Source organism: Anaerotignum lactatifermentans DSM 14214 (assembly GCF_900142265.1).
GTDB lineage: Bacteria > Bacillota > Clostridia > Lachnospirales > Anaerotignaceae > Anaerotignum > Anaerotignum lactatifermentans.
Window position 1 is genome coordinate 1 of record NZ_FRAH01000050.1, and the last position, 21,389, is coordinate 21,389.

The 21,389-nt window shown below is 44.4% G+C and carries 19 protein-coding genes and 2 pseudogenes; all 21 read left to right on the forward strand.

Going from position 1 to position 21,389, the window contains the following annotated elements; genetic code table 11:
* The first annotated feature begins 242 nt into the window (after window positions 1-242).
* The 21 genes and pseudogenes from BUB35_RS12465 (at window position 243) to gpmI (ending at window position 21,381) form a co-directional block, all read left to right on the forward strand.
* A pseudogene (locus BUB35_RS12465) lies at window positions 243-537 on the forward strand (transposase).
* A gap of 157 nt (window positions 538-694) precedes the next feature.
* Window positions 695-1,615: a homoserine O-acetyltransferase MetA gene (gene metA, locus BUB35_RS12470; protein ID WP_072852239.1), complete on the forward strand. Its 921-nt coding sequence runs from the start codon at window positions 695-697 to the stop codon at window positions 1,613-1,615.
* 18 nt (window positions 1,616-1,633) lie between these two features.
* Window positions 1,634-2,917, forward strand: coding sequence for an O-acetylhomoserine aminocarboxypropyltransferase/cysteine synthase family protein (locus BUB35_RS12475; protein WP_072852241.1), 1,284 nt, complete (start codon window positions 1,634-1,636; stop codon window positions 2,915-2,917).
* Between the two features lie 260 nt (window positions 2,918-3,177).
* On the forward strand, window positions 3,178-3,708 hold the full coding sequence (locus BUB35_RS12480; protein ID WP_084730683.1) for a GNAT family N-acetyltransferase: 531 nt from the start codon (window positions 3,178-3,180) through the stop codon (window positions 3,706-3,708).
* 162 nt (window positions 3,709-3,870) lie between these two features.
* Window positions 3,871-5,349, forward strand: a pseudogene (locus BUB35_RS12485) (amino acid adenylation domain-containing protein); the annotation flags it as partial.
* On the forward strand, window positions 5,330-6,121 hold the full coding sequence (locus tag BUB35_RS12490; protein WP_072852245.1) for a GNAT family N-acetyltransferase: 792 nt from the start codon (window positions 5,330-5,332) through the stop codon (window positions 6,119-6,121). The pseudogene BUB35_RS12485 and the gene BUB35_RS12490, both read left to right, overlap by 20 nt.
* A 6-nt stretch (window positions 6,122-6,127) precedes the next feature.
* Window positions 6,128-6,355 (forward strand): acyl carrier protein, encoded by a 228-nt coding sequence (locus BUB35_RS12495; protein WP_022255662.1) that lies wholly within the window; start codon window positions 6,128-6,130, stop codon window positions 6,353-6,355.
* A 21-nt stretch (window positions 6,356-6,376) separates the two neighbouring features.
* Window positions 6,377-7,975 (forward strand): MBOAT family O-acyltransferase, encoded by a 1,599-nt coding sequence (locus BUB35_RS12500; protein ID WP_072852247.1) that lies wholly within the window; start codon window positions 6,377-6,379, stop codon window positions 7,973-7,975.
* 4 nt (window positions 7,976-7,979) lie between these two features.
* Window positions 7,980-9,005: a hypothetical protein gene (locus tag BUB35_RS12505; RefSeq protein ID WP_072852249.1), complete on the forward strand. Its 1,026-nt coding sequence runs from the start codon at window positions 7,980-7,982 to the stop codon at window positions 9,003-9,005.
* A 300-nt stretch (window positions 9,006-9,305) separates the two neighbouring features.
* Window positions 9,306-9,971: an ABC transporter ATP-binding protein gene (locus BUB35_RS12510; RefSeq protein ID WP_143158992.1), complete on the forward strand. Its 666-nt coding sequence runs from the start codon at window positions 9,306-9,308 to the stop codon at window positions 9,969-9,971.
* The gene (locus BUB35_RS12515) at window positions 9,968-12,112 is read left to right on the forward strand and encodes a COG1361 S-layer family protein (protein WP_072852254.1); all 2,145 of its coding nucleotides are present in this window, start codon (window positions 9,968-9,970) and stop codon (window positions 12,110-12,112) included. Before BUB35_RS12510 ends, BUB35_RS12515 begins: the two co-directional genes overlap by 4 nt.
* Entirely contained in the window at window positions 12,109-13,431 is a 1,323-nt protein-coding gene (locus BUB35_RS12520; protein ID WP_072852256.1) for an ABC transporter permease, read from the forward strand. Before BUB35_RS12515 ends, BUB35_RS12520 begins: the two co-directional genes overlap by 4 nt.
* Before the next feature lie 110 nt (window positions 13,432-13,541).
* Window positions 13,542-13,946 (forward strand): hypothetical protein, encoded by a 405-nt coding sequence (locus BUB35_RS19665; RefSeq protein WP_072852258.1) that lies wholly within the window; start codon window positions 13,542-13,544, stop codon window positions 13,944-13,946.
* A 102-nt stretch (window positions 13,947-14,048) separates the two neighbouring features.
* Window positions 14,049-14,726, forward strand: coding sequence for a PrsW family intramembrane metalloprotease (locus BUB35_RS12530; RefSeq protein WP_072852259.1), 678 nt, complete (start codon window positions 14,049-14,051; stop codon window positions 14,724-14,726).
* 89 nt (window positions 14,727-14,815) lie between these two features.
* Complete coding sequence (locus BUB35_RS12535) at window positions 14,816-15,280, forward strand: NUDIX hydrolase (RefSeq protein ID WP_022253829.1); 465 nt, start codon at window positions 14,816-14,818, stop codon at window positions 15,278-15,280.
* A gap of 13 nt (window positions 15,281-15,293) precedes the next feature.
* The gene (locus tag BUB35_RS12540; RefSeq protein ID WP_054330359.1) at window positions 15,294-15,584 is read left to right on the forward strand and encodes a hypothetical protein; all 291 of its coding nucleotides are present in this window, start codon (window positions 15,294-15,296) and stop codon (window positions 15,582-15,584) included.
* Window positions 15,585-15,732: 148 nt separating this feature from the next.
* Window positions 15,733-16,761: a sugar-binding transcriptional regulator gene (locus BUB35_RS12545; protein ID WP_072852261.1), complete on the forward strand. Its 1,029-nt coding sequence runs from the start codon at window positions 15,733-15,735 to the stop codon at window positions 16,759-16,761.
* A gap of 89 nt (window positions 16,762-16,850) precedes the next feature.
* Entirely contained in the window at window positions 16,851-18,044 is a 1,194-nt protein-coding gene (locus BUB35_RS12550; RefSeq protein WP_072852263.1) for a phosphoglycerate kinase, read from the forward strand.
* Between the two features lie 74 nt (window positions 18,045-18,118).
* Window positions 18,119-19,027: a polysaccharide deacetylase family protein gene (locus tag BUB35_RS12555; RefSeq protein WP_072852265.1), complete on the forward strand. Its 909-nt coding sequence runs from the start codon at window positions 18,119-18,121 to the stop codon at window positions 19,025-19,027.
* A gap of 23 nt (window positions 19,028-19,050) precedes the next feature.
* Window positions 19,051-19,803 (forward strand): triose-phosphate isomerase, encoded by a 753-nt coding sequence (tpiA, locus tag BUB35_RS12560; RefSeq protein WP_072852267.1) that lies wholly within the window; start codon window positions 19,051-19,053, stop codon window positions 19,801-19,803.
* Window positions 19,804-19,833: 30 nt separating this feature from the next.
* Window positions 19,834-21,381 (forward strand): 2,3-bisphosphoglycerate-independent phosphoglycerate mutase, encoded by a 1,548-nt coding sequence (gene gpmI / locus BUB35_RS12565; protein WP_072852269.1) that lies wholly within the window; start codon window positions 19,834-19,836, stop codon window positions 21,379-21,381.
* The last annotated feature ends 8 nt before the right edge of the window (window positions 21,382-21,389 follow it).

Below are 21,389 nucleotides of genomic sequence, written 5' to 3' on the forward strand. Positions count from 1 at the left end.
GAACGAAGTGAAAGCCAGCGTCATTTAGGCGCTGGCTCTTAATAAGCCCTTATAGGGCTAGTGCAAACCACGTCTTTTAGGCGTGGTTATGATTATTACTTTAGTGCTGAAGGCTGCAAAGCAGCCTTTAACAACCGCCCGCTCTGCGGGTGAGATTAAAGCTTAAGCAAAAAGCATCGTCCTTGTTGTAAAATAAGGGTGTTCAAGCCTAAATATTTTACATAAGAAAGGACGATGCTTTTATGGCAAACAGTTTAGCACACACAAAATGGGTATGCAAGTATCATATCGTATTTACACCAAAGTATAGAAGAAAAATAATTTATTATGAATTGAGAGCGGATATTCAATCGTCATGCAAATCTGAAGTATAAATTCGGCAATAGGAATTTCTGGGCAACAGGATATTATGTAAGTACAGTCGGTTTAAATACAGCAACGATTCAAAAATATATCAGAGAACAAGAAAAACAAGATCAAATTGAAGATAAGTTGAATACAAAAGAGTATGAAGACCCTTTTAAGGGTAGCAGATAATCATACCACCAAAGCTTGAACGAAGTGAAAGCCAGCGTCATTTAGGCGCTGGCTCTTAATAAGCCCTTATAGGGCTAGTGCAAACCACGTCTTTTAGGCGTGGTTATGATTGCTTTTTGGCTTGCACTCTGAGGAAAAACACAAAGGAGATGAATTTATGCCACTGATTATCAATGAAGAACTTCCAGCATTTGATGTGCTGCGCAAGGAGAATGTTTTTGTTGTCAATCCTTATCGAGCAGTACATCAGGATATTCGACCTCTGCGCATTGCCATTTTGAATTTGATGCCTAACAAGATCGAAACGGAAGTACAGCTGATGCGTCTGCTGAGCAATACGCCTTTACAGGTGGAAATTGAATTGCTGCAGATGAAAAGCCATAACGCGAAAAATACTGCTTCAGAATATCTGGACGCTTTTTATAAAACATTTGATGATGTGAAAGATCAAAAATTTGATGGACTCATCATCACCGGTGCACCCATTGAGAATTATGATTTTCAGGATGTGGATTTCTGGCCGGAATTGTGCGAAATACTGGAATGGGAAAAAAGCCATGTGTTTAGTGTGCTGCATATCTGCTGGGGCGCACAGGCGGCACTGAATTATTTCTATGACATTCCCAAATACAGTTTGCCTGCAAAGAAATTCGGCATCTACTCCCATCAAGTGGAGAAAAAAGATCATGTGCTTATGAGAGGTTTTGACGAAGCTTTTTATTGCCCCCATTCCCGTCATACAGAAGTGCGGGCAGAAGATATTCGTCAGGTGGATGATTTGGAAATTCTGGCGGAATCCGCTGGCGCAGGACCTCATATCATTGCAGATAAATCTGGCAGACGGATTTTCCTGACAGGACATTTTGAGTATGACGCAGACTCTCTGGCAAAAGAATTTTATCGGGATTTGGGCAAAGGACTTCCCATTCAGCTGCCTTATGGATATTTCCCAGAGGATGACCCAAAACAGACACCTTTGATGCGCTGGAAAGCCCATGCCAATCTGTTTTATTCCAATTGGCTAAACTATTTCGTATATCAGGAAACACCTTATCATATCAGTGACATTCAGGCTTAATACAAAGGAGGAACAAACATGAAAGATTTGAGATTGGAAACAAAATGCATTCAGGCAGGTTATGTACCCACAAACGGACAGTCCAGACTGCTGCCCATCGTCCAGAGCACTACATTCAAATATGACAGCAGCGAAGAAATGGGCAAGCTGTTCGATTTGGAAGCAGAAGGGTATTTCTATACACGTTTGCAGAATCCCACCAGCGATTGGGTAGCACAGAAAATTTGTGCTCTGGAAGGCGGCACAGCAGCAATGCTGACTTCTTCCGGTCAGGCGGCAAACTTCTATGCCGTATTCAACCTGTGTCAGGCTGGGGATCATGTGGTATCTTCCTCCACTGTATATGGCGGTACTTATAACCTTTTTGCTGTTACCATGAAGAAAATGGGTATCTCCTTTACATTTGTTGATCCTGATTGTTCCGATGAAGAGCTGGAAGCGGCTTTCCAGCCCAATACCAAAGCGGTATTCGGGGAAACCATTGCCAATCCCGCATTGGTGATTCTGGATATTGAACGCTTTGCAAAAGCCGCTCATGCCCACGGCGTACCTTTGATTGTGGATAATACGTTTGCAACTCCCATTAACTGCCGTCCTTTCGAATGGGGTGCGGATATTGTAACTCATTCCACCACAAAATATATGGATGGTCATGATGCAACCGTCGGCGGCTGTATTGTAGATTCTGGCAACTTTGACTGGCAGGCACATGCGGACAAATTCCCCGGTTTGACAACACCGGACGATTCTTATCACGGCATCACTTACGCAGAACGCTTTGGCAAAGAAGGGGCTTACATCACAAAAGCAACAGCACAGCTTATGCGTGATCTGGGTTCCACACCTGCACCCATGAATGCGTATCTGCTGAATCTGGGACTGGAAACTCTTGCACTGCGTATGGAACGTCATTGTCAGAATGCCCAGAAAGTGGCGGAATTCTTGAACAGCCATGAAAAGATTGCATGGGTAAATTATGCTGGACTGGAAGGCAACAAATATTATGAACGGGCAAAGAAATATATGCCCAACGGCACCTGCGGCGTTATTTCCTTTGGCGTAAAAGGCGGCAGAAAAGCGGCAGAAGCTTTTATGGCAAAACTGGAGCGGATCATCATTGCCACACATGTGGCTGATGCAAGAACCTGTATCCTGCATCCTGCGTCTTCTACTCATCGCCAGATGACAGATACCGAACTGGTAGCGGCTGGTGTAGGTCCGGATCTGGTTCGTCTTTCTGTTGGTATCGAGCATGTGGATGATATTATTGCGGATCTGGCACAGGCATTGGAAAGTATTTAAAGAAAAAAACATTGTTTTCTGCTTTTCGGTATGGTATACTCAATACCGATAGAAATCATCGGTATTGTTTGTGCAAAGTCTTTTTCACTGACCATGCGAGAGACAGAGCAATAATGATACAATTCCAAGAAGCCTTATACATCCCCGTGTATAGGGCTTCTTTTTTATAGAGAAGATTGTCACAGGGAATGTTTCCGTGCTATGATGAAATCAAGTGCTTCACTGCGTATTTTGCCTGAAGAAGGAAAAGGCGGGATGGCATGATACAGTTGAGAACTTTTCAGCCGGAAGACGCGGAAAAAATCATTTCTTGGGTGGATAGTCCTCTGGTGTTTTATCAGTGGTGTGCAGGGTTTTTGGGGACCTATCCCATTACAGCGGAAAATCTGCGGCAGTATTATGAAAAAGAAGGAACAGATGCAGATTATCATGTACTGACGGCTTTTCATGAGCAGGGGATTTTTGCCCATTTGACCATGCGCTTTTTAAAGGAAGAACCGGGAACGGCAAGAATCGGCTTTCTCATTCTGGATACAAACCTGCGCGGTCAGGGCTATGGCAAAAAGCTGATGCAGGAAATTTTGAAACTTGCCTTTTCCTATGACCATATTAAACAGGTGACATTAGGGGTTTTCGAGAATAATCCAAGGGTGAAAGCCTGCTATACAGCCTGCGGTTTTCAGGAAGAAAAGGAAAAAGAACCAAAAACATATCCCTGTATGGGAGAAGATTGGCCGTTTTATGACATGAAGCTGTCCAGAACTGACTGGGAAAAAGGCTGTTTTTCTTAAAAAACAGATAGAATCAAAAGGGAAGCAAGGTCTTTTGTTGACTTGATTTTCTGATGGTGTTATACTCTTTTGAGACTGCGCTGATTTATGGAATGTGCAGAGAATCAGAATTGAGGGAATGAAATGATCAGAAATATTTTGGAATATGCGGAAGAAACGGCAAAACGCATGCCAGACGCTGTGGCTTTTGCCACAGATAAGGAAGAAAAAACTTTTGGTCAGCTGGTACAGCGGGCAAAAGAAATCGGTTCCGCTTTATTGTCTTATGGTGTGAAAAATGCGCCCATGGCAGTGATGACCGATAAAACACCGGATATGATTGCGGCATTTCTGGGCTGTGTTTACAGCGGGAATTTTTACACCCCCATTGATGTGACCATGCCTAAAGAACGGATTCTTTCCATATTTGAAACATTGAAGCCTGTGGTGCTCCTCATTGATGAAAAGAGTAAAAAACAGGCAGCGGCATTGGGTTACACAGGAGAAACATTGGTATTGGAAGAAATTCCAGAAGGAAATGTGAATGAGGAAGCGCTGGCGGAAGTGCGTCGGAAAGCCATCGACACAGATCCCTTGTATGCGCTGTTCACCTCCGGTTCCACAGGTGTGCCCAAAGGGGTTGTCATCAGCCATCAGGCTGTTGTAAACCTGACAGAATGGTATACAGAAACTTTTTCCATTACAGAAAAAGAAGTTATCGGTAATCAGGCGCCTTTTTACTTTGATTCTTCCGTCAAAGATATTTATGCTGTATTGAAAACCGGGGCAAGAATGGAAATCATCCCGAAGATGCTTTTCTCTTTCCCTGTGAAACTGCTTCCTTATCTGGAAGAAAAGAAAATCAATTACATTGACTGGGTGCCTTCCGCTTTGTGTATCATCGCAAACACAGAAGCTCTGGAAAAAGTGCGTCCGGCTTATTTGCAGAAAATCATGTTTGTAGGGGAAGCGATGCCAACCAAACAGTTCAATTACTGGCGGCGGCATTATCCAGATGCCATGTTTGCCAATATTTACGGTCCTACAGAAACCACGGTAGACTGTACGTATTATATAGTAGACAGAGAATTTGCCGATGATGAGCCTTTGCCCATCGGACATGCCTGCCGGAATACAGACATTTTCTTATTGAAAGACAATCGTCTGGCAGAGGTGGGAGAAGCTGGGGAAGTTTGTGTCAGAGGGCGCTGTCTGGCTCTGGGATATTACAACAATCCTGAAAAGACAGAAGAAGCCTTCATTCAGAATCCACTGAATCCCTACTATCCCGAAAAAATTTATAAAACCGGCGATATTGCGAAATATAACGAGTATGGGGAAATCATTTTCCTTGCAAGAAAAGATCATCAGATTAAGCACATGGGACACCGTATTGAACTGGGAGAAATCGAAACAGCAGTCCTTTCCATTGACTTGGTGGAAAACGGTGCCTGCATTTACGACAACGATACCCAGAAAATCGTGCTTTTCTACTGCGGCGCAGAAGCCACACAGGCTTATATTCTGAAAAAACTCAGAGATAAAGTGCCCAAGTACATGTTCCCCAATGTGATGATCCAGATGGAATCTCTGCCTCAGACACTCAACGGAAAAATTGACAGATTGCGATTGAGGGAGTATTATGTTCAAGAAAATTCCTGATACCAAAACTTTAGAAGGGCTTTTGCGGGCTTGGCACAGCAAACGGGCAATGACCAATTTCTTTCTGCCAGAGGAGGAATATCTGCCGGTGGCAAAAAAATGGATGGTTATGCGTTTTGAACATGGCTGTTACCTGATTTTTGAAAAGAAAGAACATTACGATTTTTATTTCTTTCTGGATAAAGGGACTTTGCCGGTGGCTGTACCGGAAATGGACAAACCATTGGTATTGGAGCAGGTTTGCTTGGAACGGAAAGGACAGGAACCAAAGGCATCCGCTTGGGAGGCAGTTGGATTTGTGCCTTATCTGGAACGGAAACGGCTCATGATGCCCATGCAGGAAGGCATTTCCGCTACCCGTGAAGCAAAGTTTGCTGCGGAATCTCAGGCAGATGAGATTCTGGAAATCATGACAAACAGCTTTGAGCCTTATACCTCCGCTTTGCCGGAGAAAAAGGAACTGCTGGCGTCCATCCGTGCAAAAGAAGTGCTGGTTGCCATGGAAGATGACAAAATGTTGGGTTTCCTGCGTTTTGGACCGGAAAAGAAAGTTTCTGTTCTGTGGCAGGTGGCAGTGAAAGAAGAAGCCAGAGGAAAGGGCATCGGCAAAATGCTGGTGAAACACTGGATCTGGCAGGTGAAGGACAGCGCACTGCGTTGTCAGCTGTGGGTGCGGACGGATAACCCGTCAGCACAGAGAATGTATGAAATGCTGGGCTTTTTGCCTGATGGCAGAATCGCTCCAGTAATGATAAAAGAGAAGAAAGGATAATGTGACATGGAAAGCTTATTGAAAATCTTGGCAGAAATCAGACCTGACGTAGACTTTGAGGACAACAAAGAACTGGTAGACAGCGGCGAGCTGGATTCCTTTGACATCGTAACACTGGTTGGCGAACTGTGCGACGCTTACGACATTGAAATCGGTGCGGACGAAATCGTGCCCGAAAACTTCAATTCCGTTGAAGCAATTATGGCACTGGTAACCAGACTGCAGGAAGACTAATCAGGCACAGGGAGAAACATTATGGCATTCACATCTATGCAGTTTGTGATGTTTCTGGTGTTGGCTGTAGCTGTATATTATTTAACGCCGAAGCGTTACCGTTGGGTAACGCTTTTGGTGGTTAATTATGTCTTTTATTATTTCGCAGGTGTCAAATATTTTGTATACCTGTTTGCCACAACCATCAGCACATATATCGCAACAATGAAATTAGGAAACATGGCGGCAGAAAATAAAGCCGCTTACAATGCCGTGAAGGCAGAATTGGACAGAGATGGCAAAAAGGCATGGAAAGCGGATTTTACGAAGAAAAAACGCAGGGTTCTGGTACCTACATTGGTATTCAACTTCGGTATTCTGGCAGTGCTGAAATATTCCGGTTTTGTCAGTGAAAACCTGAACGCTTTATTCGCGAAGATTTCCGCGCCTGTGGAACTGCCTGTGTTCCATTTCCTTCTGCCTTTGGGCATTTCATTCTATACCTTCCAGACCATGGGCTATCTCATCGATGTTTACCGGGAAAAGGTAGCGCCGGAGAAAAATATTGGAAAACTGGCGCTGTTCATTTCCTTTTTCCCTACCATTGTGCAGGGACCTATTGGACGATTCCAGCATCTGTCCAAACAGTTGTTTGAAGGAAATGATTTTTCCTATGAACGTACCAAATTCGGCGTACAGCTTATGCTTTGGGGTGCGTTCAAGAAATTGGTCATTGCTGACAGAGCTTCTGTATTGGTAGATAATGTGTTTGGATTCCCCGATACATTTGGCGGAACTTACGTAGCTGTAGCAGCTTTGGTATACTGCATCCAGCTTTACGGGGATTTCTCTGGCGGTATCGACATTGCCACCGGTGCGGCACAGATTTTTGGCGTAGACTTGGAGAAAAACTTTGAACGCCCTTATCTGGCAACAAGCATCCCTGACTTCTGGCGCAGATGGCACATCACCCTTGGTGCGTGGTTCCGGGATTATGTGTTCTATCCTTTGTCTTTGTCTAAATTCTTTACAAAGGTAGGGAAAAAAGGTCGTCAGGTGCTGGGCAACTATATCGGTAAAATGCTGCCGGTATTGATTCCACAGTTTATTATTTTCTTCCTCATCGGTATCTGGCATGGGGCAGAATGGAAATACATCGCCTTTGGTTTTTACAACGGTACTCTCATCGTACTGGGGATTCTGTTTGAAGAACCTCTGCGGAATCTGGCGGAAAAACTCCATATCAATACCAAATGCTTCAGCTGGCATCTGTTCCAGATTCTGCGGACATTGGTGCTGGTAGCGCTGGGGAAAATCATCACCAGAGCGGCAGGCTTCAGTATTTCCGTTTCCATGATGCACTCCATGATTGTGAACTGGGATACGGATATTCTCTTTAACGGCGGTTTGCTCCAGCTTGGTCTGGACAGCAAAGACCTGTGGGTGCTGGTACTGGCATCTCTGGTGCTGCTGGCTGTGAGCATCATGCAGGAATGCGGCATCAAAGTGCGGGAAACACTGGCAAAACAGAATTTGTATTTCCGTTGGGCAGTGTATTTGTGTGCAGTATTTTCATTAATCATTTTCGGCGTTTACGGTTTGAACTATAACGCGGCAGACTTTATTTACAGGGGGTTCTAGGAATATGGGTAAAAAAATTAATATCATTGCTCGTTGTTCTGCCTTCTGTCTGGTATTTGTGCTGGTGTTTGGACAGTTCACCCAGATGTATCGCCGGAATGACGATGAAACAAACGAAATTCATGCTTTTTATGATGAACCGAAAGATAGCTTAGATGTGCTTTACATCGGCAGCAGCCCTCTTTTGAGAGGGGTATCTTCCATGCTCATGTATCAGGATCACGGCTTTACAGGATATGCCAGAGCATCCGCTTTACAAGCACCTTCTGTCAGCTATGGACTTCTGGCGGAATCTCTGGAATACCAGAATCCCGAAGTGGTGGTACTGGTCTGTGACAACCTGTTCCAGTCTTACGATTATGCGGAACAGGAAGGGGATATGCGCCGTGCCATGGACGGTATGAAACTTTCCACTTATAAATGGGAGATCATTCAGGAAGTGACAGCGGCAGATGAACGCCAGACTACATTGTCTTATGTATTCCCGCTGTTCCGTTATCATGAACGGTGGAAAGAAGTGAATCTGGCAGATGCGGAACCAAGACCGCTTATGAAACATTCCATCAAAAAAGGACATGTTTATCTGCGGGACATTTCTTCTCAGGCATATCCTGATGGATTTATGGAACCGACAGGAGAAACAGCGGTTTTTGATGAAAGCGCATTGGCATATACAGAAAAATCTATTGCTTTGTGCAAGGAAAAAGGCATTGACGTTGTGCTGCTCCATCTGCCCAAAATGAGCTGGACTTATGAAAAGAGTCAGGCCATGGAAACCTTTGCGGAAGAACAGGGCGTGGATTATGTGGATTTCGATACGGAAGAAATCCGCACACAGGTAGGTCTGGACCCTGCGGTGGATTATTATGATCAGGGTCATGTGAACTTGACAGGCTCCGTGAAAGTCAGTGAATGGCTGGGTAATTATCTGGATCAGACGTATGACCTGCCAGACCATAGAGGCGAGGAAGCCTATGCCCAGTGGGACATTGATTTACAAGCATATCTGGAAAGAACCGGATTATCATAAATGACTTTATTTCAGGATATTTCTTCGAAGAAAAAAGAGGAAATATCCTTTTTTATTGGAAAAATTGTTGACTTTTCAATGAATGCTCATTTTTTCGTATCATGTTGCACAAAAAGAACTTTGCAAATTTACGATTATTAAGAAAATTGTAAATAATTGGGAGAGATTTCGTAATAAGTCCATGCTATAATGTGAATATTAAAAAATGATTAAAATGATTTAATCGTTTTCCAAAAGAAGGGAGGAGAAGCCTTGGGAAAAAGCATTATCCGAATCAAAGATGTGACAAAATTTTACCGTATGGGGGCGGAAACCATTGCTGCTGTCAACGGACTGAGTCTTTCCATCAAACAAGGAGAAGTTTGCTGTTTGTTTGGGAAATCGGGTTCCGGTAAGTCCACATTGCTGAATTTGATTGCAGGGTTGGAGAAGCCTACCAGCGGACAGATTATATTCAATAAAAAGCACATTGAACGCATGAATGAAGATCAGCTGGCAGAATTTCGACAAAAGTATGTAGGGTTTGTATTTCAGTCCTATAATTTGCTGCCGACGCTGACAGCTATGGAAAATGTGACGCTGCCGTTGATTTTCCGTGGTGTGCCTGTGCAGGAGCGAAATGAGCGGGCTATGGAGATGCTCAAAGCCGTTGGGCTGGAAGGCAGAGCCAATCATAAACCAAGTGAAATGTCCGGCGGTCAACAGCAGCGTGTCAGTATTGCCAGAGCCTTTATCAACAGCCCGCAGGTCGTGTTCGCTGATGAACCTACGGGAAATCTGGACACCAAGACGACTTACGAAATGATGGATCTGATTACGGGATTAGCAAAGAAAAATCATCAAACCCTTGTTATCGTTACCCACGATATGGAATTGTCAGAATATGCTGACAGGATTGTGGTTATGATGGATGGAAAAATTGAACGGATAGACGAGCAACAACAGAGTGGAGGAGAGGAAGTATGAGGAAGATAACGTGGAAAAGTGTGTTTGCTATGATTCTGTCGGTGTCTATATTGATGGGGCTGTCAGTTCCTATCATGGCAGAGGATAAGTTTGACATCGGTACCCCACAGGTATTTGTGGCAGGCGATGGTGTTTATGAAGTGGAAAACAACAAGGAAAACCGTTTGAGCATTCAGGTGAAGAATAAAGGGAATGCCATTGCAGATAATGTTGTGGTTCGGGCAAAAAGTGAAGAAGCTATGCCACCTTTTAAACTGAATTTTTCCGACGGGGAAAATGTAGGCAGTTTGGGTGTTAATGGCACAAAAACTTTAAAACTGTATGTAAATATGAATGGCTCTCCTGATAAGGCAAGCTATCCCATTACACTGAGCTATACATACAAAGATCCTTTGGGTGGCTCTTACAGCGGTTCTGACACCATTTATATCAAACTCAAAGGCTTTGACAGAGAACCTTCTTATCTGTTCGACCAGATGAAAATGACACCGGAAAGCCTTTCTCCTGGTACTGGTGGTACTCTTACCGGACGGGTGAAGAATACCGGCAGCCAGATCATGTATCAGGCAGAAGTCATTCTGGATAAATTGACAACAGAAGGAATCAGCTTGAGCGGCGGTTTCAGCAGCGTACAGCTGGGCACATTGAACATTGGACAGGAAGGTAAATTCTCCTTCCCTCTGGCAACCAGTGCGGACATGGCGGCAGGGAACTATCCTGTGACAGTAAAGCTGAAATACATGGATGAAATGGGTAAAGAGTATGAAAAGACACAGGATTACTACATCAATGTAGGCGGTGTCAGCGGCAAAGCTTCCCAGATCATCATTCGTAATATGAAAGAACCTGCGGGCACCTATGGTGTCAATCAGAATTTCCCCATTCAGTTTGAATTGTATAATGCTGGTCAGGTAGCAGCAAAAGATATCATTATCACAGCGGAAGGTCTTGACCCTTCAGCAGTGGTACCGAAATCCAGCAGTGTCAAGAATGTCATGTCCTTGGCACCTGGCGCAAGCATGCCTATGACATTTACTTTTGCGGGAACCAATCAGGCTTCCAGCCAGAACTATGCCATCCAGTTTACCGTGGAATATACTTCCGGCGGAACAAAAGTAAATACATTCAAACAGTATGCAGGCGTGAATATTTCCAATCCCAAAAAGGATAAGGAAGAAGAAGGCGAAGACGATAAGAACAAGAGCAAACCTAAGATTATCGTCAGTAAGTATGTCTGCGATCCGCTGATTGTTATGGCAGGGGAAGAATTTGACCTGAATCTGTCTTTGATGAATACCCATAAAGACAAAGGTGTGAAAAATATCAAAATGTTCCTGACACTGGCAGAAGAAACTTCTTCCGAAACAGAAAAATCCGGGAATATCTTCACACCTGTTAACAGCAGCAATACCTATTATTTCGACGCAATTCCACCCAAAGGCACAGTGGATAAAGAACTGCGGCTTTATGTCGTGCCTAATGCGCAGCCGAAGACTTATACACTGACTGTGAATTTTGAGTATGAAGATGCGGAAGGCAACGAATACACTGCGCAGGAACTGCTGGGCATCAATGTGGAACAGGTAACAGAACTGAACATGGACGAATTTGCTATGCCCGAAACTGTGGAACAGTATATGCCTGTGACTGTTTCTTTCAGTTACTATAATACAGGTAAGGTAGCACTGAATAATGTCATGTTCAAAGTAGAAGGTGACGTAGACTGCAGCCAGAGAAGCACTTATGTAGGGAATATGGACCCCGGTGCAAGCGATTATTATGAAGTAACATTTACACCCAATACCATTGGGGAAGTGCCTGTCAGCATTGTGGCAACTTATGAGGATGCCAGTGGGGAAACCATTGAACAGCGTCGGGATTATGTGCTTAATGTGACAGAACCTATGATGCCCGAAGGGGAAGAAGACGGCGCAGAACCTCCTCAGAATGGCTTGACGATGAAAAATATTATCATCGGTATTGGTGTGATTGTAATTCTGGGCATGGGTCTGTTCCTGTTCATCAGAGGACAGAAGAAAGATCCTGACGGTTTTGCAGAAAGCATGGATTTCGAGGATGAAGACGAAGAATTGGAAGATGATGACGAGGACGACGATGACAAAGAAGGTATGCCCTTATGAGTACAAGAGATTTGATCATGATGGCAGTGCGCAATCTTTGGAAGCGAAAACTGCGGACATTTCTGACTATCCTCGGGGTAGTTATTGGTACAACTTCCATTGTTGTCATGATTTCCATCGGGATCGGCATGAATGAAAGTTTTCAGAAACAGGTGGAAGAATGGGGCAGTTTGCAAGTTATTGATGTTTATAGCAACAATGGTGATATGTATATCAGCAGCGATGCAAATGCCAACAGGGGCAAACCCCAGAAAAAAGCAGTGCTAGATGCCGCTGCCATTGATAAGTTTAAGCAGATGGAGTATGTGGAAGCTGTATCGCCTATTGTGCGGGAAAGCATGCTGTTGGTTTGTGGCAAGTATGTGAGCAATGCCAGTTTTATTGGTATAGACCCTGCCGCCATGGAAGCTCTTGGCTATAAAGTGGAAGAAGGGCGTACATTAACGGCGGAAGATAAAGAAGGTATTGTGGTTGGCAGAGACGTTATTACGAGCTTTTACAATCCCAAATTAAGCTGGCAGATGCAGATGCAGGCAGAGGCTCCAGAAATCAATGTGATGGAAGATAAGGTCATTATGACCTATGACGGGAATTACGGTACAAAGTATGCGAATAAATCCATCAAACCCATCAAAACACCTGTATTGGGAATTATGCCAGATGGAGGCGGCAATGGATACAATGTTGTGATGCCCCTGAAGCAGATGGAAAAAATCCAGAAGGATAAAGAAGCATGGAAGAAAAAACAGGGCAATACAGGAAGTGCCAACCAGAAGAAAAAAGGTGAATATGAACAGGTAGCTGTGAAAGTAAGTGACCTGAATAAAGTACAGGAAGTACAGCAGCAGATTAAGGATATGGGATATCAGGCATCCAGCTTGACAGACCAGCTGAACACTATGAAAGAAACCACAAAGATGCTGCGTATTGTACTGGGCGCCATCGGTGCCGTATCCCTGATTGTAGCGGCAATCGGTATTACAAATACTATGGTTATGGCCATTTATGAAAGAACCAGAGAAATCGGTATCATGAAGGTAATCGGTGCTTCTCTGCGTGACATTAAACTGCTGTTTTTGACAGAAGCGGCATTTATCGGTTTTGCCGGAGGAGTGCTAGGGATAATCACCAGTTTCCTCATGTCGCTCATTGTCAATTTGGTTGCCACTAAACAGGCAAGCGAAATGACATCTTCCATTCCCGTATGGCTTTACCTGTCTGCAGTTGCTTTTGCTACAGTGATTGGCGTGTTGTCTGGCTATTTGCCGGCAAAACGTGCTATGAAGCTGAGCGCATTGACAGCCATCAAAACAGAATAAGAAAAGGCAGTTTGCTTTTTCAAATAGAACAATGACAGGCAGCGGGAGAATTCTTGACTGCCTGTTTTGTTTTTCAAAATGATATCTGAATTTGAAAAAGGAGTGGTTTTATGTATGAAATGGGGATTTCTTTATTGCTTTCCTTGGTGATGATGTGCAGCAGCGGTGGGAATGTATCGCAGGCGGAAATTACATCATGGGAACCTTCGGCACTTTATACTGATGAAGAAATTCTGGATGCCATTACGGTAACAGAAGGTTATTTTGCCAAAGAATTTCAAGGCTGTACATTGCGGGAGATTACTTATGTGGGCGATGATCATCAGGATGAATTCATAGAATGGGCAGAAGATTATGAAGCGGAAGAAGCCATTGTGCTTGTATCTACTTTCGATGTGGACGCTTCCGGTGGAGATGGTTCTTTGAATCCCAATGATACTTATGAAGATTGGGAATGGGTTTTGGTCAGAGATAAAGATGGAACTTGGCGTCATGTGACACATGGATACGGTTGATTTTTTATAACATACCACTTTTGTTTTTTTATGATTTTTCGGAAAAAAGAAAATTTTTCGGAAAAATGGGGAAAGATATGAAAAACAAAAGGTGGTGACAATTTGATACAGGCAGCAACAGCCCCCATTATCATTGGTTTGTTTTATATTTACATTCGGGATAAGTATGAAAAAGAGCCGTGGCAGATGCTTATATGGGGGCTGCTTTTTGGCGTTTACGCAACTTTTGTCATTTACGGCGTAGGACAATGGGTGGAGCGTATGTTTCCGCTGACAGATATGCCCTTTGCGGCAGCTTTTTTGCAGGCGGCTTTGGTGGAGGAGAGCGTGAAACTGTTGTTTCTGCTGGCGCTTCTGGCGCGGAATCCGCAATATAATGAGCCATTTGACGCCATTGTTTACGCTGTTTTTATTTCTTTAGGATTTGCATGGATCGAAAACATTGTGTATGTAACCCATCCCCTTTGGGGCGGCATAGGCACTGCGCTGGCAAGAGCAGTTCTTTCTGTGCCGGGACATGGATTGTTTAGTGTACAGATGGGGTATTGGCTTTCCGAGGCGAAATTTGCAGGAAGAAAAGTTGGTTGGCTCCTTGCTTTTCTGGTACCTTATCTGTATCATGGTTGGTATAATTACCTGTTGTTGGCAGATGTTCCGGGGGCAGAAGTTTTTTTGGCACTGCTCATGGGACTGCTCATCATTACAAGTCTGCGGTATATGTCAAAGTTACTGAAAAAATCCCCATTTCGTCCCACAGGAGAAAAATTGTCCCAAAAATAGTAAAATTTACGCTTTGTCTTGAAAAGCAGAGGAAAAAGCGGTATACTGATATCGAATGGCATATAAAATAATAAAGCGGAGGGAATGCGGTGATTGAAGCAGTAAGCTGCGGCGGCGTCGTGATACACAGGTGGAAGATCCTCCTGCTCTATAAGAATCAGAACGGCAGATATATGGGCTGGGTTCTGCCCAAAGGAACCGTGGAAGAAAATGAAACATACCGCCAGACTGCTCTGCGTGAAGTGAAAGAGGAATCAGGTGCCAATGGCGAGATCATCAAATATGTAGGCAAAACACAGTATACCTTCAAAGGCGGAGAAGATACCGTCAACAAAACGGTGCACTGGTATTTGATGAGTGCAAATTCCTTTTACTGCAAACCGCAGAGCGAGGAGTACTTTGCAGATGCGGGTTTTTATAAATTCCATGAGGCTTATCATCTGCTCAAATTCAACGATGAGCGCCAGATTCTGAAAAAAGCATACTATGAATATAGTGAGATGCGAAAGAATAAGGAATTTTTGAAAAAGAAATTTATGCAGAACAAAACGTGAAGGAGAGAGTGCTATGAAAAAATATTTTGAAGTAAGACCTAGCTTCAGCGATTTGAAAGAAAAAATTGTTGTGCTGCAGGACCGTGACGAAAAGAAAACCATGTTTATCGTGCTGGCAGTCGTTGCGGCTGTACTGGCAGTGGTTACACTTGGCGTTGTTTATCTGCTGAAAACAAAAATGGATGACGAATACGATGAAGATTGGGACTATGATTGGGACGATCTGGATGACGAATGCTGTGACGATGAATGCTGCTGCACAGACAGTGATGTAGACGATTCCGTGAAAGTAGAGCAGGCTTAAGAAGATTTAGACGCATGCGTCTGGAAGCGGCTGATATGAGAAGGATTGGGGAATACCGGGAGATTTTTTCTTATGTCAGCCACTTTTTGAAATTCTGCGGGACAAAAAACGCATAGCGGGACGGAAAGCATCCAAAGAGGTGAGCAACATGGAAGAAAAACTACAGATGGTACGCAAAATCGTACCTGATTTGACAGAGGAACTGGTAAAGAGATACCGCATTTTGAAAACCGTTCGTCTGCTGGAACCATGCGGCAGAAGGCTAGTGGTAATCTCTCTTGGAATGACAGAAAGAACGGTACGCAGTGAAATTGAAAAACTCAATGCACAAGGGCTGGTGAAGGTTTCCAAAACAGGCATGTCTGTAACGGAAGATGGTCTGAGTGTATTGGAAAACCTCAGCGATTTGTTCTCCAGTCTGACAGGAATGTCCGAACTGGAAGAAAAAGTACGGGAAATCCTTGGCGCACAGCGGGTATTGCTGGCACAGGGCAATTCCGACGAAAGCGACCGTACGGTCAAAGAAATGGCACAGATTGGCGCGAGAGTCCTTCTGGAAAATATGCGCCGCAGCAGTCGTATCGCCATCACTGGCGGAACAACTATGGCGGCACTGGTGGAAGCCATGCCTTATACAGCAGTGCAGAAAGCGGAAATGGTATTGCCCGCTCGCGGCAGCATCGGCAGAAAGCTGGAATTGCAGGCAGATACTTTGGCGGCAAAACTGGCGGAAAAAGCCGGAGCCGATTACCGTATGCTGCATTTGCCGGATAACCTCAGCGCAAATGTGCTGGAAGAAATGAAATCAGAACCAGAAGTAGCAGAAACCATTAACGAATTGAAGCGTGTGGATATTTTGCTGCTGGGTGTTGGAGATGCCATGGAAATGGCAGAAAAACGCCGTCTGGATCATGATACATGCAAACTGCTCCGGCAGGAACATGCCGTTGCAGAAGCCTGCGGCTATTACTTCAACCATAAAGGCGAAGTGGTCTACGAAACAAATTCCATTGGTGTGGACTTCGAAGAAGTGCATCGTATGGAACATGTCATCGTTTCCGCAGGAGGCAAAAAGAAGGCAGCAAGTTTGCTTGCACTAAGCAAGAGCATGTCCAATGCGGTATTTATCATGGACGAAGGCGCGGCACTGGAAATGCTGCGGCTTGCGGGTCTTTGAAATGCGCAGTATAATACACAGTAGAATGGTAATTCTGTTCATACAGAATCAAAAATATACCGATATTTAAAATGGAGAGGAGAACCCTTATGTTACAGAAAAAAACAGTAGATGATTTGAAAGTACAGGGCAAACGCGTTCTGGTAAGATGTGATTTCAACGTACCTTTGAAAGATGGTGTGATCACTGATGAAAACAGAATCACAGCAGCACTGCCTACCATTGAAAAACTGATGAAAGACGGCGGCAAAGTGATCCTTTGCTCTCACATGGGCAAACCCAAGGGCGAACCCAAGCCTGAACTGTCTCTGGCACCTGTAGCAAAACGTCTGTCCGAACTGCTGGGCAAAGAAGTTGTATTCGCAAAAGACGATAACGTAGTTGGCGAAAATGCGAAAAAAGCTGTAGCAGAAATGAAAGACGGCGATGTGGTACTGCTGGAAAACACACGTTATCGCAAAGAAGAAACAAAAAATGAAGAAAACTTCAGCAAAGAACTGGCTTCTCTGGCAGATATTTTCGTAAACGACGCATTTGGTACCAGCCATAGAGCACACTGCTCCACTGTTGGCGTAACTGCTTTTGTGGAAGAATCCGCAGTTGGCTACCTGATGGAAAAAGAAATTGCTTTCCTGGGCAACGCAGTAAACAACCCTGTTCGTCCTTTTGTAGCAATCCTGGGTGGTTCCAAAGTTTCTGATAAGATTAATGTTATCAACAACCTGCTGGAAAAAGTTGATACACTGATCATTGGCGGCGGTATGGCTTATACTTTTGCAGTGGCACAGGGCGGTCATGTTGGCGAATCCCTGCTGGAACTGGACAAAGTGGATTACGCAAGAGAAATGATTGAAAAAGCAAAAGAAAAAGGCGTAAACTTCCTGCTGCCTGTTGATACCGTTATCACAAAAGAATTCAAAAATGACACAGAATATAAAACAGTTCCTACAGGCGAAATTCCTGACGGCTGGATGGGTCTGGATATTGGTGAAAAAACAAGAGAACTGTTTGCAGACGCTATCAAAGGTGCAAAAACAGTTGTATGGAATGGTCCTATGGGCGTATTCGAAATGGAAAACTTCGCGAAAGGCACAAAAGCAATCGCAGAAGCAATGGCTTCCATTGACGCTACAACCATCATCGGTGGCGGCGACTCCGCAGCAGCTGTAAACCAGCTGGGTTATGGCGACAAAATGACACACATCTCCACAGGCGGTGGTGCATCTCTGGAATTCCTGGAAGGAAAAGAACTGCCCGGCGTTGTGGCTGTAGACGATAAATAATTTTATTTTGGGGAATTTGTTTTCGGGGAAACAAAGAGAAGATAAATATAAAGAGAAAGAAGCGGCATAGAACTATGAAACGAATTTTTACGATTTTTATGACCATGGTCATGCTTTTGGGCATGACACAGGTTGCCATGGCAGCGGAAAAGAACCCCGATGCTTTTCAGGCGGCAGTGGATGTATTGAAAAGTGACCAGAAAGTGGAAGAAACAGAAGCATTGCCCAAGGTGGACCCCACAGAATATATTCCTGTGCTGATGTATCATCATTTTGCAGTGCGGGATATGGGTTTTGGTGATGGCATTACCACCATGCAATCAGAACTGGAAGAACAGATCCGTTACTTCAAAGAACAGGGATACACCATCATTTCTATGGAAGAACTGGATCAGATCCTGACTAAAAAGGAACAGGAAAAAGATACAGACGGTGACATTGGTCTGGATATGAAAGTGAAATATCTGTGCATTACCATGGATGACGGGTATTACAGCAATTATGATCTTGCTTATCCCGTTTTCCAGAAGTATAATGTGCCTGCAACCATCTTTGTGGTAACAGACTATATCACCAATCAGATCGGTCTGAAGAAATTCACATGGAGCAATGCATCTGAAATGATCAATAACAGCAAGGTTGGTATTTATAACCACACCAGCAACCATGTGCCCGCTGGCAAGACTACCACAGAGGAATTTGTGGCAGCAGCTCTGGCAGGGGAAGAAGCACTGGAAGCAAATCTGCCTACACGGAGAACATCAGTGAGAGCATTGGCTTATCCCAATGGACAGAACACACCAGAACTGCAGCAGGCATTGCTGGATGAAGGCTTTTCTCTGCTGTTCACCATTGACCCCGGTGTTATCAATCGGAGCACTTCCCGTGGGGCAATCCCCAGAATCATGGTTTCTTCCGGTATGACTGGCGCAGACATCGTAGCAAGAATCGAACAGACAGCAGCCCGTACCATGGGCAGCTGAAAAATAAAGAAGGAAGGTATTTCATTATGAGAAAGAAAATCATTGCAGGGAACTGGAAAATGAACAAAACACCCGCAGAAGCAAAAGCATTGTGCGAACTGCTGAAAGACAAAGTGAATACAACAGATGCCGACGTTGTATTCTGCGTGCCTTTCGTAGATCTGTACCCCGTGCTGGAAGCACTGCAGGGCACAAACATTGCTGTAGGTGCAGAAAACATGCACTTTGAAGAAAGCGGCGCTTATACAGGCGAAATCTCCGCAGCAATGCTGAAAGAAATGGGCGTAAAATACGTTGTCATCGGTCATTCCGAACGCAGACAGTATTTTGCAGAAACAGATGAAACTGTAAACAAAAAAGTGAAAAAAGCACTGGAAAGTGGTCTGCTGCCCATCATGTGCTGTGGCGAAACACTGGAACAGAGAGAAGCAAACATTACCATCGAATGGGTACGCATGCAGATCAAATGCGGTCTGGCAGGTGTCAGCGCAGATGATGTGAAGAAAGTAACTGTAGCTTATGAACCCATCTGGGCAATCGGTACAGGTAAAACAGCTACTTCCGCTCAGGCACAGGAAGTTTGCGCAGCAATCCGTCAGGTACTGGCTGAAATGTATGGACAGGCTGTGGCTGATGAAGTACGTATCCAGTACGGCGGCAGCGTAAATGGCAAAAACGCAGCAGAACTGTTTGCTATGGCTGACATTGACGGCGGTCTGGTAGGCGGTGCAAGCCTGAAAGAAGAATTTGCAGATATCGTGCATTACAATAAGTAAGTTATCTCACGAAACGGGAGGTAAACGAGAATGGATAAAAAAACAACGGTACTGATGATCTTAGACGGCTTCGGTATCAATGAAAGAACAGAAGGCAATGCCATCAGACAGGCAAAAACACCTGTATTGGACAGCCTGAAAGCAAAATATCCCTGCGTGAAGGGTTATGCCAGCGGTCGTGCTGTTGGTCTGCCCGATGGACAGATGGGGAACTCTGAAGTTGGTCACCTGAATATCGGTGCTGGTCGTATCGTATATCAGGAACTGACCAGAATCACAAAATCCATTGAAGATGGTGATTTCTTTGAAAATCCTGCTTTGATGGACGCTGTGGAACATTGCAAAAAGAACAATTCCGCACTGCATCTGTATGGTCTGCTTTCCGACGGTGGTGTGCATAGCCATAACACACACCTCTACGCACTGTTACAGCTGGCAAAACGGAATGGTCTGGAAAAAGTATTTGTTCATGTATTTCTGGATGGCAGAGATACACCCCCTGCTTCCGGCGCAGACTACACTGCACAGCTGGAAGAAAAAATCCGTGAAATCGGCGTAGGCAAAATTGCTACAGTGATGGGACGTTTCTATGTCATGGACAGAGATAAAAGATGGGAACGGGTACAGGAAGCTTATAACGCCATGGTTCTTGGCAAAGGCGAAACAGCACAGGATGCTGTGGGCTGTATCCAGAAATCCTATGAAAACGGCAAAACAGACGAATTTGTCGTACCTACTGTCATGGTAGAGGAAGACGGACAGGCAGTTGGCAAGATCAGTGACCACGATGCGGTGATCTTCTATAACTTCCGTCCTGACCGCGCAAGAGAAATCACCAGAAGCCTGTGCGACCCTGATTTTGACGGCTTTGCAAGAGAACAGGTGCCTCAGGATCTGAAATACATTTGCTTTACAGAATATGACCCTACTATCCCCAACAAAGAAGTGGCATTCAAACCTCAGCGTCTGGACAACACTTTGGGTGAATACATTTCTTCTCTGGGTCTGAAACAGCTGCGTACCGCTGAAACAGAAAAATATGCTCATGTCACATTTTTCTTCAACGGCGGTGTGGAAGAACCCAATCCCAACGAAGATCGTTGGCTGGTGCCTTCCCCTAAAGTAGCGACTTATGACATGAAACCAGAAATGAGCGCAGTGGAAGTAACAGATGGTCTGATTAAAGCTCTGGAATCCAGAGAATATGATCTGATCATCGTCAACTACGCAAACCCCGATATGGTAGGCCATACAGGTATTTTGGAAGCAGCGAAAAAAGCTGTGGAAACCGTAGATACCTGCATCGGCAGAGTGATGGATACTTTGCTGAAAGTGAATGCGCAGATGTTTATCTGTGCTGACCATGGCAACAGTGACCAGATGGTGGATTATGAAACAGGGGAAGCTTTTACAGCCCATACCACAAACCCTGTACCTTTTATTCTGGTTAATTACACAGACGGCATTGGTCTGAAAGATGGTGGCAAATTGGCAGACATTGCCCCCACACTGCTGGAAATGATGGGTCTGCCCAAACCTGCGGAAATGACAGGTGAAAGCCTGCTCATCAATAAATAAGAGAAACA